Consider the following 12,611-nt stretch of genomic DNA (forward strand, 5'->3'; position numbering starts at 1 on the left):
AGCGGGCGGGCGGCCGGGGCCGGGCAGCGCGCGGGCGCCGAGTCGGGACACCTCGCCGTCCAGCGCCGGGAACAACTCGGTGTCCATCACCCGTACTTCGGGCCCGAACAGGGTCGACAGCGCGGGCCGGGCCTGCCCGGTGCTCAGCGAGACGACCTCGCGCAGCACACCGGTGAGCTGGTCGGCCATCTCCTGCGCGGAGGCGAACCGGCGGGCCGGGTCGGGGTCGGTGGCGCGGACCAGGAAGCGGTAGAAGGACTCGTAGCGGCGGAACACCTCGATGGTGTCCGGGTCGGGCAGCGAGTCGGCGTAGACCGTGGTGTAGCCCTGGAAGTCGAAGGTGAGGACGGCCAGGGTGCGGCCCACCGTGTACAGGTCGCTGGCCGCCGAGGGGCCGATGTCGGCGACCTCGGGGGCCTGGTAGCCGACCGTGCCGTAGATCGCGGACTCCTCGTCGTCCATGCGGCGCACGGCGCCCATGTCGATGAGCTTGAGCTGGTCCTCGGTCTGGATGGCGTTGTCGACCTTGAAGTCGCAGTACAGCAGGTTGCGGCTGTGCAGATGGCCGAGCGCCTCCAGCGCCTCGATGCCGTACGCGCACGCCTGCTCCACCGGCAGCGGGTCCCGCCTGCCGTCCGGGGTGCGGCGGGCGTTGGCGATCTCCTTCAGCGACTTGCCGCCGACGTACTCCATGACGATGTAGCCGTCCAGCGAGCCGGTGCGCTGGTCGAGGTGCTCGACGAAGTTGTAGATCCGGACGATGCCCGCGTGCTCGATCTCCGCGAGGAACCGGCGTTCGGAGATCGCCGCCGCCATCGCGTCCTGGTCCCCGGTGTCCAGCAGGCCCTTGAGCACCACCCACCGGTCGGACACCGCACGGTCCACCGCCAGGTAGATCCAGCCGAGCCCGCCGTGCGCCAGGCAGCCCGCCACCTCGTACTGCCCGTGCACGATGTCCCCGGCGCGCAGCTTGGGCACGAAGGAGTAGGGGTGCCCGCACTTGGTGCAGAACCCCTCGGTGCGCCCCGGCCGTTCCCCGCGCGCCCGGCCCACCGGCGCCCCGCAGTCCGAGCGGGAGCAGTACCGCTTGCGCTCGGGCACCTCCGGGTCGGCCAGCACCATCGCACGCGGGTCGGGCCTCGGCACCTGCGGCACCACGACCAGCCCGGCGCCCAGCCGGCCGCGCCCCGACGGCCCGGAGGCCGAGCCCGAGCCGCGCACCGACACCGAGCGGCCGCCGGACTTCCCCGACAGCGAGCGGGAGAGCCGTCCCGACACCGAGCGCCGGGAACGGGCGGACTGCGAGGAGCTGCGCGTGGCACCGCCGTTGATCCCGGTCGGCGCCGAACCGGCCGAACCCACCGGCCCGGAGGCCGGTTTCGCGCCCGGCGAGACCACGGGGGCCAGCCCGCAGGTGTCGCAGTACAGCTCGCCGCCGCCCATGTCCTCGTAGGCGCCCGCGCAGTCCGGGCGCTGGCAGGTGCGCCGTTCCTCGCTCACTCCTGGTCCCCCTTGCCGTCCTCGGGCGCGTACTGCTCCGGGACCCTCGGTGGGGCCAGCAGCTCGGCCGCCGCCTGCTGATAGCGCAGCACCGCCTGTTCGGCGACGCGCAGATCGCAGGGCGCGCTCCACAGCATCCGGCGGGCCGCGTCGTACCGCTCGATCAGCAGCCGGTCCTCGGCCAGGCCGTGCCGGGTGACCTTCGCCCGGTAGGCGTCGAGCCGGCCGCGCAGCTCGGCGCGGACCGCGAGCGGCGCGGTGACCGCCGTCAACGACTCGCGGGCGCGCAGCAGTTCGTCCTCCGCCCGCTGCTCGAGCGACTCCAGCAGCGGGGAGAGTCGGTGCCAGCGGGCCTGGCGGCGGTACTCGGCCGCCGTCGCCAACTGCTCCTGGAGCACGGTCGGCGGGCCGCTCACCACCGGCACCTCGGTCGCGGCGATCTTCGCCAGCACCTCACCGCGCGCGGTACGCGCCTCGGCCAGGGTGCGGTCGGCGCGGGAGAGCACGTCCCGCAGCCGGATCAGCCGCTCCTCGGCGTCCTGACGGACGGTGAGCACCGCCTCGATCTCCCGGCGCACGTCCTCCAGGGCCCGTGCCTCCCGGTCGTACACCGTGGTGTCCGGGCGCCCCCCGCCGGGCGCCGAACCGCCCCCGGCCGGCACCCAGTGCGCCAGCGGGTCGCGGACGACGTCCTCGCGCAGCTCGGTCAGGGTGCGGGTGATGCCCTCCAGGTCGTCCCCCGAGGGGTGTTCGCCGGGGCGGACGCCGACGGAGTGCGCCAGCCTGCGGGTGCGCTGCAGTTCGGCGGCGAGCAGGTCGATGCGGGCGGGCAGCGCCGACCACACGGCGTCGGCGGCCACCACCATGTCCAGCGAGGACGCGTACAGCTCATTCATCCGGTCCACCAGCGCGGCCAGCGTGAAGCTCTCGCTGAGCACGGCCGGCCCCGAGACGCCGCCCGCCACCGTGACCGACTCCCCGCGCAGCAGGCCGGTCAGCTCCACCAGGTCCTCCCGGCTGGACCAGCGGCGCCGGGAGCGGATCTCGCGGGCCCGGCGCAGCGCGTCGGTGTACGCGTCGAAGCAGGTCCACAGCAGGGTGATCGACGCCTCCGTGGCGGCCCACCGCTCCTTGGTCACACCGGTCAGCTCGGCGCCCTCCAGCAGGCGGCGGCCGGCGTGGTCCTGGAGCGCGAACAGCGAGGTCTCGATGGCCTCGTGCTCCTGGCCGAGCCGCGCCAGCGCACGGTCCACCTCGTCCCGGTCCATCACCGGCCCGGCGGGGTCCGTGACGCCCATCGATCACCTCTCGCTGCTGTGTGGTCCATCCGGCCCGTGCGTGCTTGCTTCAGCTCTCGCGCAGGTACTTAGGGGCGGGCGGTCTGGAGGACCGCGCGTCCTCACCCAGTGTGGCCGACAGCCACTTGTCGTACGACGCCTGCCAGCCGTCGGCCCGGTAGTCCACCAGCACGCGGTTGACGCGGCGTACGAGGTCGGTGGCGTCCTTCTTCATCGCCACGCCGTAGTACTCGGTGGTGAACGGCTTGCCCAGCACCTTCACCGTGGGGTCCTGCGCGGCCTGGCTGGCGGCCAGCGCCCCGTCGGTGACCACCGCGTCCGCCTCGCCGAGCTGGAGCCTGACCAGGCAGTCCAGCTGGTTGGGCACGGTCGCGGAGAAGTCCGTGGTGGCGGGCAGCGCCTTGCGCTCCCGGTCCGCCTTCAGCTTGCCGTAGGCGGTCGAACCGGCCGCCGTGCAGACCTTCTTGCCGGCCAGCGTCCCGTCGTAGCCCGTGATGCCGGAGGCGTCGGGGACGAGGAGCTGCTGGCCCGTCTTGAAGTAGGGCGCGGAGAACGCCACGTCGCGCAGCCGGTCGCAGGTGATGGTCATCGTGCGGACCACCATGTCGACCGTGCCGTCCTGGATCGCGGGGATGCGCTGGCTGGTCGGGATCGCCTTGAACTGGACGTCGTCCGGGCTGCCGAGGATGTCCTTGGCGATGCGGCGCACCAGGTCGATGTCGAAGCCCTCCAGCTCCGCGCCCTCGGTGCCCGGGTTGCGGTAGCCCCAGCGGTAGCTGTTCTGGTCGATGCCCACGATCAGCTTGCGCCTGTCGCCCTTGCGAGCCTTGATGGCGTCGATGGTCGGGCCGTCCGCGCCGGACGGGGGAGGGGTGCGGTTCTGCGCCGACGGCTCCTCGCAGTCGTCCGCGCGGGCCGGGCTTCCGGTCACCAGGCTCCGGCCCGCCGGTGCCGCGCCGGCCGCCGGGTGCGCCTGGGTACGGGGGAGCAGCATCACGAACGCCAGTGCCAGCGCGCACAGCACCGCCATCGCGCCGACCCCGCCCCAGCCGCGCAGCCGGGTGCGCATCCGCGCCGCCTCCATCGCCTGGCCCCCTGTCACCGGTACTCCGAAAGCCTGCGCCCGATGCCGAACACCGCGCCCGCCGCGCCCAGGACGCCGAGCACGGCCGCTCCCTCGGGCAGCCCGGCCATGGCGTCCCGGCCGTCGGCGGCGGCCCGGTCGAACTCCGTCTGCTCGTGGCCGAGGGCGCGGGTCAGGCTCCCGTCCACGCCGTCGAAGGCCGCGCCGGTGGTGTCGTCGGCGCCGATCACCAGGTCCAGCGCGTGCTGGTAGTTGCCCCGCTCGTCCTCGGTCCGGGCGGTGCCGTGCCGTTTCTTCCACTCGGCCGTGTCATCCAGGGCCGAGTCGACCGGGGCACCGCCCCTGGCGTCGTCGGCGAGCCGCCGGGCCTCGGTGAGGCGGGCGTCCAGCGTGGCGAGGTCGCGGTCGAAGGCGTAGTAGTACGCGTCCTTCTTGGTGCCGTTCACCTCCACGGTCTCCGCTCCGCGCGCCACCAGGCTCAGGTTCTCGTTGCCGCGCGCCTTCAGGGCGGCGATCTGGGCGTTGTGCAGCACGTTCAGCGAGCGGATGCCGTGGTCGTAGGAGCCGAACAGCCCGGAGCGGGCCACGGTGTGGCCGACGACCAGCCACAGCAGCACCACCACGGTCGCGGCCGAGGCGGCGACCAGGCCGTGGTTCAGCACGCGGTTGGTGCGGCGGAAGTCCCGGTACTGGGCGAGGCCCAGCGCGGCCAGCGCGAGCAGGCCCAGCGCGATCGCCGCCCAGGGGTAGGGGGTGGCGTCCGCGTAGTCGGCGTCCAGCCGCTGGTTCTCCTTGGTGTACAGGTCCTGCGCGGCCGGGAGCATCTCCGTCTGCATCTTCTCGTTGGCGTACCGCAGATAGGCACCGCCCACCGGATAGCCCTGGCGGTTGTAGACACGGGCCCGCTCGACGAGGCCCTTGTACTCGGGCAGCAGCCGGTTCAGCTTGCGGACGGTGGCCTCCGAGGCCGAGCCCGGCTCGGTGTCGGCGGCCGCGCGGACCAGGCCGGAGGCGGCGGTACGGATGTCGTCCTCGTACCGGTCCCGGTTCGCCGCGCTCTCCCTGGGACCTGCCAGAAAGCCGGTGGAGGCCGCGGTGTTGGCGTCCGCCAGCGAGCGGTAGATCGCGGCGGCGCCCGAACTGAGCGGCTGGCTGCGGGTCAGCACGTCGTCGGCGGCGGTCGCCCGCTCCCCGCTCTGCCACGCGGTGACGGCGCCGAACGCGACGACCAGCAGGGCGAGTACGGCACCGATGACCCGCAGCCGCCCCGGCTCGGTGGTCGCGGCGTCCCGCAGCCGCTCGGCCCCCTCGGCGAACGCGGTGCGCCGCACGGGAGGCAGGCCGGACGGGCCGCGCTGGGCGGGGATGACCGTGGCGACCGCTGGTGCGAACGCGGCTCTGCTCTGCGGCGGTTGTGTCACCTGACCTCCCCCGTGGTCATCCGTTGGCCGCCAGTATCGCCGCCTGCGCCCCCCGCCGCACCAGCCTTCACCGCATCTTGATCGGATCGGGGCGCGAAGCGGGCTCTACCCCCTCTGTCCAGAAACACGCGGAGTCAATCACATTGGTTCCCTCCGCCGTTGCCGTAAGGGGTGGTTCAGGTGCGGCTCGGCTCCCAGGCCAGGCGGGCCCGTTCCAGTGCCTCGGGGGTCGCGCCCAGGTGGTCGAGGCCGAGCAAGGCCGCGCCGAGGACCGGGGGAGCAGCGACCAACTGGGGCTCCGCCAGCGGGGCTCGGGCAGCCAGCCGGGTGCGGATGCCCTGGTCGAGCTGGGCGTGGCCCGCTGCGAGGACGCTGCCGCCGAGCAGGACCGGGGTGGGCTCGGTCAGGAGGTCCAGGCGGGTCAGGGCGACCGTGGCCATCAGGGTCACCTCCTCGGCGAGGCGGTCGATCAGGGAGCGGGCGACGGGGTCGCCGCCGGCCGCCGTGGCGAAGAGGACCGGGGTCAGCTCGTGGCGGCGGGCGGGGGCGAGCCGGCCCAGGTGGAAGGACTCGATCAGGGCCCCCATGGTGGGCAGGCCGAAGTGGGCCGGGAGGGTGCGGGCCAGCTCGGTCGGATTGCCCCGGCCGTCCTCCGCGCGGGCCGCGTGCCAGAGGGCCTCCTCGGCCAGGCCCCAGCCCCCGCCCCAGTCGCCGGAGAGCCGGCCGAGGGCCGGGAAGCGTGCCGTACGGCCGTCGGGGCGCATGCCGACGCAGTTGATGCCGGCCCCGCACACCACGGCCACGCCCCGCGGCTCGGCCACCCCGGCGCGCAGGATGGCGAAGGTGTCGTTGCGCACCTCCACCGACGCGCCCCAGGCCCGCGCGGTCACCGCCGCCGCCAACTGCTCCTCCTCCACCGGGAGATCGGCGTTGGCCAGGCAGGCCGAGACGTGCGAGACGTACGGCACCCCCGCCTCGGCCAGCGCCCGCTCCACCGGCTCGGCCAGCGCCTCCAGCGCCCGCTCCACGCCCACCACCGGGGGCCGGAAGCCGCCGCCGCGCGCCGTGGCCAGCACCTCGCCGGCCGTGCCGACCACGGCCACGTCGGTCTTGCTGTTGCCCGCGTCGACGGCGAGGACGGTCCCGGTCAGGCCCACGCCAGGTGCTCCCGGTTGTGCGCCAGGAGGAGGCCGGTGAGCGTCTCGGCGTACGCGTACTGGCCGACCAGCGGATGCGCCAGCAGGGCGCGGAACACCCGGTCCCGGCCGCCGCGCAGGGCCGCGTCCAGCGCGAGTTCCTCGTACGCCGTCACGTTCGCCATCAGCCCGGCGAACAGCGGGTCGACGCCCGGCACCGGGAGCGGCTTCGCCCCGGCCGGGCCGACCGCGGCGGGCACCTCGATCACCGCGTCGTCGGGGAGGAACGGCAGCGTGCCCGCGTTGAGCGTGTTCACCACCTGGTACGGGCTGCCCCCGCCGCCCAGCAGCGCCGCCGCCACGTCCACGGCCGCCTCCGAGTAGAAGGCCCCGCCGCGCCGGGCCAGCAGCGCGGGCTTCTCGTCCAGCGCCGGGTCGGCGTACATCGCCAGCAGCTCCCGCTCCAGCGCCGCGACCTCGGCCGCCCGCGAGGGCTTCACCCGCTGCTCGCCCACCACCTCGTCGTGCAGGTAGTAGTACCGCAGGTAGTACGACGGGATCGCGCCCAGCCGCTCCAGCAGGGGGCGCGGCAGCCGCAGGTCCGCGGCGACGGCGTCCCCGTGCTCGGCCAGCAGCCGGGGGAGCACGTCCTCGCCGTCGGGGCCGCCGAGGCGTACGGCGGTCTCCCAGGTGAGGTGGTTGAGGCCGACGTGGTCGAGGTGGACCTCACCCGGCCCGGTGCCGAGCAGGGCGGCGAACTTCCGCTGGAGCCCGATCGCCACGTTGCACAGGCCGACCGCGCGGTGGCCCTCCTGGAGCAGGGCGCGGGTGACGATGCCGACCGGGTTGGTGAAGTCGATGATCCACGCGTCCGGGCTGGCCCGCCGGACCCGCTCCGCGATGTCCAGCACCACCGGGACCGTGCGCAGCGCCTTGGCGAGGCCGCCCGCGCCGGTCGTCTCCTGGCCCAGGCACCCGCACTCCAGCGGCCAGGTCTCGTCCCGCTCACGCGCCGCCTGCCCGCCCACCCGGAGCTGGAGCAGTACGGCGTCCGCGCCCGTCACCCCGGCGTCCAGGTCGGAGGTGGTGACCACCCGGCCGGAATGCCCCTGCCGGGCGAAGATCCGGCGGGCCAGGCCGCCCACCAGCTCCAGCCGGTCCGCCGCCGGGTCCACCAGCACGAGCTCGGTCACCGGCAGCGTGTCCCGCAATCGCGCGAAGCCGTCGACGAGTTCCGGGGTGTAGGTCGAACCTCCGCCGACCACGGTCAGTCTCACGGGCGACTCCCTCGCGTACGACGGGCTCCTCGGCCAGCGAACCTAGGCGCAGGCGGGAGAGTCCGTCAACGAAGCGCGTCCTTCGGAACCCCGTTACTTCACGGGAGGCTTCGGCGTGGTGAGCGGGTTGGTGGCCAGCGACTGCGGGGAGGTGGCGTTGTTGAACGCCGAGGGCGCGGCGACGTTGGCCGAGGGGTCGGGGGCCACGTCCTCCGGGACCACGGCCGTGGCACCGCCGATGATCGGGATGCTCGCCCTGTCGAAGGCCCGCTTGATCCGCCAGCGCAGCTCGCGCTCGACCGACACCGACTTGCCCGGCATGGTCTTGGCGGAGACCCGGATGACCATGGAGTCGATCAGCACGCTGTCCAGGCCCAGCACCTCGATGGGGCTCCAGAGCAGCTCGTTCCACGGCTCCTCCTTGCCCATCTTCTCCGCGACCTCGTCCAGCACGGACTTGACCTTGTCCAGGTCCTCGTCGGCGCGGACGGTGACGTCCACACCCGCCGTGGCCCAGCCCTGGGAGAGGTTGCCGATGCGCTTGACCTCGCCGTTGCGGACGTACCAGATCTCGCCGTTGTCACCGCGCAGCTTGGTCACGCGGAGGCCGACCTCGACGACCTCGCCGGTCGCCACCCCGGCGTCGATGGTGTCGCCGACGCCGTACTGGTCCTCGATGATCATGAAGACGCCGGACAGGAAGTCGGTGACCAGGTTCCGGGCGCCGAAACCGATCGCGACACCGGCGACACCGGCGGAGGCGAGCAGGGGGGCCAGGTCGATCTTGAAGGTGGAGAGCACCATCAGGGCGGCCGTGCCGAGGATGGTGAAGGACGCCACCGAGCGCAGTACGGAGCCGATGGCGGCCGATCGCTGACGGCGTCGCTCGTTGTTGACCAGCAGGCCGCCCAGCGGCGACTGGTCCACCGCCTGCACGGTGCGGTTCATCCGCTCGATCAGCTTGGTGATGGCCCGGCGCACGACCGCGCGCAGCGCGACGGCGACGATCACGATCAGCAGGATCTGCAGGCCCATCGCCAGCCAGGTCGACCAGTTCTGCTCCACCCAGCTCGCCGCGTTCGCCGCGTTGTCCTGGGCGTCCTGGAGCGAGGGCACGGCCGGGTCCGAGCCCGATGGCGAGGGAGACGGCGAGACTCCGGCGGCCAGCAGGGCGACGGGCAGGGACACGGCGGGTACCTCCATGGTGCTGCGGTCCGCGCCGGCGGGGGCGGGCAAGGTCACGGAAAGGTCACCGGGCGGACAGAACCACCACACTAACGGGGCATCGCGCGCCCACTCGCCGCTTCTCCGGAGGCTCCCTGCCCCGCCCGCGTCTGAACAGGCCAGGCGGACCGGACGGTGCCGCTCATGTGGTCGAAAACACTTCGAGCCCGTTACCGGCACATGGTGGCGCTCGGAGCAGGCATGAGGGGAGACTGAACCAGATCGTCCCGGCGCGAGCCACGCGCCGCCGACGCCCAAGGAGGCCCCTGTGCCGCATGTCCTGGTCCTCAACGCGTCGTACGAGCCCCTCGGCGTCGTACCGCTCCGCCGCGCGCTCGTCCTCGTCCTGGAGAACAAGGCCGTCTCCCTCGAGGAATCCGGCGCCTATCTGCACAGCGCGTCCGTCACAGTCCCCGCACCCAGCGTGGTCCGGCTCAAGCGTTTCGTGCGGGTTCCCTACCGGGGGCCCGTTCCACTCACCCGGCGCGCGCTGTTCGCGCGGGACGGGGGCCGGTGCGCGTACTGCGGTGGCGTCGCAACCAGCGTCGACCACGTCATCCCGCGCTCACGCGGGGGCAAGCACGTCTGGGACAACGTGGTGGCCTCCTGCCGCCGCTGCAACCACGTCAAGGCCGACCGCCACCTGGTCGAACTCGGCTGGCGCCTGCGCCACCAGCCGGCCCCGCCCACCGGGCTGGCCTGGCGCATCATCGGCACCGGCCACCGCGACCCCCGCTGGCTCCCCTACCTCCAGCCCTACGGCGCGGACGCCGCCCTGGCCCGGATCGAGGGCATCTCGGCCTGAGGAGCCGGGCCCCGCGCACTCCATGGGCAGACCCCGGCCACGGGAGTCAGCCCCAAGGGCCCTCGGCGCGCGCTCCCCGGACCGCGTACAGCGCGGTGCCCAGCGCGAAGGCGGTCAGCGCGGCGGCCCAGGCGCCCGGCTGCGGTCCCGGCTGCACCGGCCACGCCCACACCGTGGCCGCGCGGCCGTGCGCGCCGGAGGAGCCCAGGTAGGCGGCGGACACGTACCCGAAGGCGGGCAGCCAGCTCAGCCGGGCCCCGAGGACGACGGCGGCGAGCGCCACGATCCCCACGCAGCCCAGGACGTTCCGGACCATCGCCGGGGGCCCGAAGGTCGCCGCGTGCCCGGCGACGGCCACCGGCAGCACCGCCGAGGCGAGCGCGGTCAGCGCGAGGAGCTGCGCCAGCCGCCGGGTCCACCAGGGGCGTACGGCCGTACGGTCCAGCTCGTCGAAGTCGGAGCGCAGGCTCACGCCGATCGCGGTGGCGGCCAGCAGCGGGGTGAGCGCGACCACGGGCACCCGGCGGCCGGGGTCCAGACAGGCGTCCAGGGCCCCGGCCGCCCAGACGGCGAAGCCGGCGGTCGCGGCGAGGGCGGTCAGGGTCTGGGGGAGGGCGCGGGAGCGGGCGTAGAGCGGGAGGCCGGGGTTCACAGGGACGGCACCCCCTCGGCGTCGCAGTCCGCGCGGGCCGCGAAGTAGGCGGAGAGCCAGGTGCGGCGCCGCTGCTCGTCCATGCCGGCCAGCTTCGCCCGGGCGGCGAGACTTTCCCGTAGGTGGGCGCGGGCGGCCGCGTCCCCCTTGGCATCGAGGCTGTCGAAGTGGCCCTGGAACGGGCTCGGTGCGAGGTACGCCTGCACGGCCTCGTCCGCGAGCTGCACGAGCGCGGGCTGGTTCTCACAGTCGCCGCGCCCGGACAGTGCGGCGACCGCCTCCCACGCGTACTGATCCGGCTGGGTCAGCCGCCCCCGTACGACGTACCAGCCGAACGGCGTCAGCATCGGCAGGGCGGCCTCGTCGGCGCGCGGCTCGGTGCCCCGGTTCGACCAGCGGGCCGGGAGGCCGTGCACGCCGTGCAGCTTGCCGGTGACTCCGGACAGAGCCGCGCGGACCTGGGGGAGCATGCCGGAGTAGCGGGCGTTGACGCAGACGGCGGGCGTGGTGGAGGTGTCGCACACCTGGCGGTGGGCGAGCGGGTCCGGCCGCCACGGGCCGCTCCCGGTGGACAGCAGCAGCGCGGCGGCCAGGGCGGTGGCCAGCGGCAGCAGGGCGGTGGCCCGGCGCCGGGCCGCGTACGCCAGGATGAGGGCGAAAGCCAGGCCGAGTGTCCAGGCGGCCATGGCGAGCGGCTGCCACCACACCGGCCAGAAGCCGTCCATAGCGGGCACGGCCGGGTTGAGCGGGCTGACGGCGTCCTGGTGCACCGCAGTCCCGAGTCCCGCGTACCCGGCCACACCCAGCAGGGGAGCCGCGAGCGAGGTGGGGGCGGCCCGGCCCACCACGTGTCCCATCAGCACCGCCGCCATCAGGGCGATGGTGTCCCCCGGCACCAGGCTGGGATGCGGGTGGTCGCCTCGGACGTACGGCCAGGTGGTGAGCGTCGTCAGCGCCACGGTGAGCAGGTAGCCGACAGCCACCCAGAGGGCGACCGGCAGGGCGGAGACCAGCAGCCTGGTGAGTGGCGCGCGGACCGCCGTGTCCCACAACTCCTCGGTACGGCGCCGTCCCTCCCGGCCGCCCTGCCAGCAGCCGGCCGCGGCGGCGAACGGCACGGCGATCACCAGCGCGTTGTGGAGCTGGGCGGCGGTCTTCGCCCAGTCGCCCTGCCAGGTGTCGGCGGACGGGGGCAGCAGCGCCCCGAGCAGCAGCAGCACAGCTGCCCCGGCGAGCGGGGGAAAGCCCCGGAGCGCCTCGGCGCGCAGGGGATGGTGGGTGCGGGCGGGTGCTTCCGGCACGGTCGGGGCGGTGGTCGTGGTCGTCACACCGTCTCCCGTGCGTCCGTGACGCCCCGCGCCCGGTGGGCCCGCAGCGTTGCCGTGTAGCCGCGCTCGATCGGGTGGTCGCCGGGGCCGTCGGAGGTCTCCCCGAGCCGGGTCAGGGAGGCGGGGGTGCCGCGGTAGGCGATCCGGCCCTCGTCCAGGAGGGTGACTTCCGTGCAGGCGGCGGCGACGTCCTCCACCAGGTGGGTGGAGACCACCACCGTGGCCGAGGTGCCCAGTTCGCGGAGCAGCTCGCGGAACTCCACCCGCTGCTCGGGGTCGAGCCCGGCGGTGGGTTCGTCCAGCAGCAGCAGGCTGGGGTCGTTGACGACGGCCTGGGCGATGCCGACCCGGCGGATCATGCCGCCGGACAGCGTCCGCATCTTCGCGTCGGCCCGGTCCGCGAGGCCGACCCGCCGCACCGCCCGCTCCACGGCGGCCGGGACCCGGTCGGCCGGGACCTCCTTCAGCCAGGCCACGTAGGCCACGAACTCCCGTACGGTGAAGGCGGGGTAGTAGCCGAACTCCTGTGGCAAATAGCCGAGTTGGCCCCGTATCTCGGAGCGCTCGCGCGGGCTGTCGCTGTCCCGGCCGAGCAGCTCCACGCGGCCGGCCGAGGGGCGGCTCACGGTGGCGAGCACCCGGATCAGGGAGGTCTTCCCGGCGCCGTTCGGCCCGAGCAGACCGTGGACGCCGGTGCCCAGCTCCAGATCGACGGAGTCGAGGGCGACGGTTCTGCGGTGCCGGACACACAGCCCGGTGACGCGGACGGACAAGAGGGCTCCTCAGTCAGTGGGTGCGGTCGTACACGGTGCGGCGGGCCGCCAGCAGCAGGGCGCTCAGGGCGACCGCGGCCGCCCAGGCCGACTGGGCCGGGGCGCCGTCGAGG

General features: G+C 74.2%; 11 protein-coding genes. 1 reads left to right on the plus strand and 10 read right to left on the minus strand.

Annotated features, from left to right (window positions below; all coding sequences use genetic code 11):
* The 7 genes from GT030_RS23565 to GT030_RS23595 all read right to left on the minus strand — a co-directional run.
* A partial coding sequence (locus tag GT030_RS23565) for a serine/threonine protein kinase (RefSeq protein ID WP_346009726.1) occupies window positions 1-1,500 on the minus strand: 1,500 nt, incomplete at its 3' end.
* Window positions 1,497-2,798 (minus strand): hypothetical protein, encoded by a 1,302-nt coding sequence (locus GT030_RS23570; RefSeq protein ID WP_161202806.1) that lies wholly within the window; start codon window positions 2,796-2,798, stop codon window positions 1,497-1,499. The genes GT030_RS23570 and GT030_RS23565, both read right to left, overlap by 4 nt.
* A gap of 49 nt (window positions 2,799-2,847) precedes the next feature.
* Window positions 2,848-3,882 carry a glutamate ABC transporter substrate-binding protein gene (locus tag GT030_RS23575; protein ID WP_161202815.1) on the minus strand — a complete coding sequence of 345 codons (1,035 nt, stop codon included), beginning with the start codon at window positions 3,880-3,882 and terminating at the stop codon, window positions 2,848-2,850.
* A 14-nt stretch (window positions 3,883-3,896) separates the two neighbouring features.
* Window positions 3,897-5,222: a hypothetical protein gene (locus GT030_RS23580; protein WP_161202816.1), complete on the minus strand. Its 1,326-nt coding sequence runs from the start codon at window positions 5,220-5,222 to the stop codon at window positions 3,897-3,899.
* A gap of 257 nt (window positions 5,223-5,479) precedes the next feature.
* The gene (locus tag GT030_RS23585; RefSeq protein WP_161202807.1) at window positions 5,480-6,460 is read right to left on the minus strand and encodes a BadF/BadG/BcrA/BcrD ATPase family protein; all 981 of its coding nucleotides are present in this window, start codon (window positions 6,458-6,460) and stop codon (window positions 5,480-5,482) included.
* Window positions 6,451-7,716 carry a 6-phospho-beta-glucosidase gene (locus GT030_RS23590; protein WP_161202808.1) on the minus strand — a complete coding sequence of 422 codons (1,266 nt, stop codon included), beginning with the start codon at window positions 7,714-7,716 and terminating at the stop codon, window positions 6,451-6,453. Before GT030_RS23590 ends, GT030_RS23585 begins: the two co-directional genes overlap by 10 nt.
* Before the next feature lie 93 nt (window positions 7,717-7,809).
* A complete protein-coding gene (locus GT030_RS23595; protein ID WP_161202809.1) occupies window positions 7,810-8,919 on the minus strand; it encodes a mechanosensitive ion channel family protein in 1,110 nt (369 codons plus the stop codon).
* 289 nt (window positions 8,920-9,208) lie between these two features.
* Between GT030_RS23595 and GT030_RS23600 the strand changes: the two genes are divergently transcribed.
* The gene (locus GT030_RS23600) at window positions 9,209-9,745 is read left to right on the plus strand and encodes an HNH endonuclease (protein WP_161202810.1); all 537 of its coding nucleotides are present in this window, start codon (window positions 9,209-9,211) and stop codon (window positions 9,743-9,745) included.
* 46 nt (window positions 9,746-9,791) lie between these two features.
* Here GT030_RS23600 and GT030_RS23605 read toward each other — a convergent pair whose 3' ends face one another.
* Genes GT030_RS23605 through GT030_RS23615 form a run of 3 tightly spaced genes read right to left on the minus strand, consistent with a single transcriptional unit; the run spans window position 9,792 to window position 12,498 of the window.
* Window positions 9,792-10,397, minus strand: coding sequence for a hypothetical protein (locus GT030_RS23605; RefSeq protein WP_161202811.1), 606 nt, complete (start codon window positions 10,395-10,397; stop codon window positions 9,792-9,794).
* Window positions 10,394-11,725, minus strand: a complete 1,332-nt coding sequence (locus GT030_RS23610) for a hypothetical protein (protein WP_161202812.1) — start codon at window positions 11,723-11,725, stop codon at window positions 10,394-10,396. Before GT030_RS23610 ends, GT030_RS23605 begins: the two co-directional genes overlap by 4 nt.
* Window positions 11,722-12,498, minus strand: coding sequence for an ABC transporter ATP-binding protein (locus GT030_RS23615; protein ID WP_161202813.1), 777 nt, complete (start codon window positions 12,496-12,498; stop codon window positions 11,722-11,724). Before GT030_RS23615 ends, GT030_RS23610 begins: the two co-directional genes overlap by 4 nt.
* Window positions 12,499-12,611 lie beyond the last annotated feature (113 nt).

Origin of the sequence: Streptomyces sp. SID1328, from assembly GCF_009865595.1 — a bacterium.
Taxonomy (GTDB): Bacteria; Actinomycetota; Actinomycetes; order Streptomycetales; family Streptomycetaceae; genus Streptomyces; species Streptomyces griseoluteus.

Bases quoted from the DNA above. Each gene is read 5' to 3' on its own strand.
- GT030_RS23570 (WP_161202806.1), bottom strand. From the start codon at position 2,798: ATGGGCGTCACGGACCCCGCCGGGCCGGTGATGGACCGGGACGAGGTG.
- GT030_RS23575 (WP_161202815.1), bottom strand. From the start codon at position 3,882: ATGGAGGCGGCGCGGATGCGCACCCGGCTGCGCGGCTGGGGCGGGGTC.
- GT030_RS23595 (WP_161202809.1), bottom strand. From the start codon at position 8,919: ATGGAGGTACCCGCCGTGTCCCTGCCCGTCGCCCTGCTGGCCGCCGGA.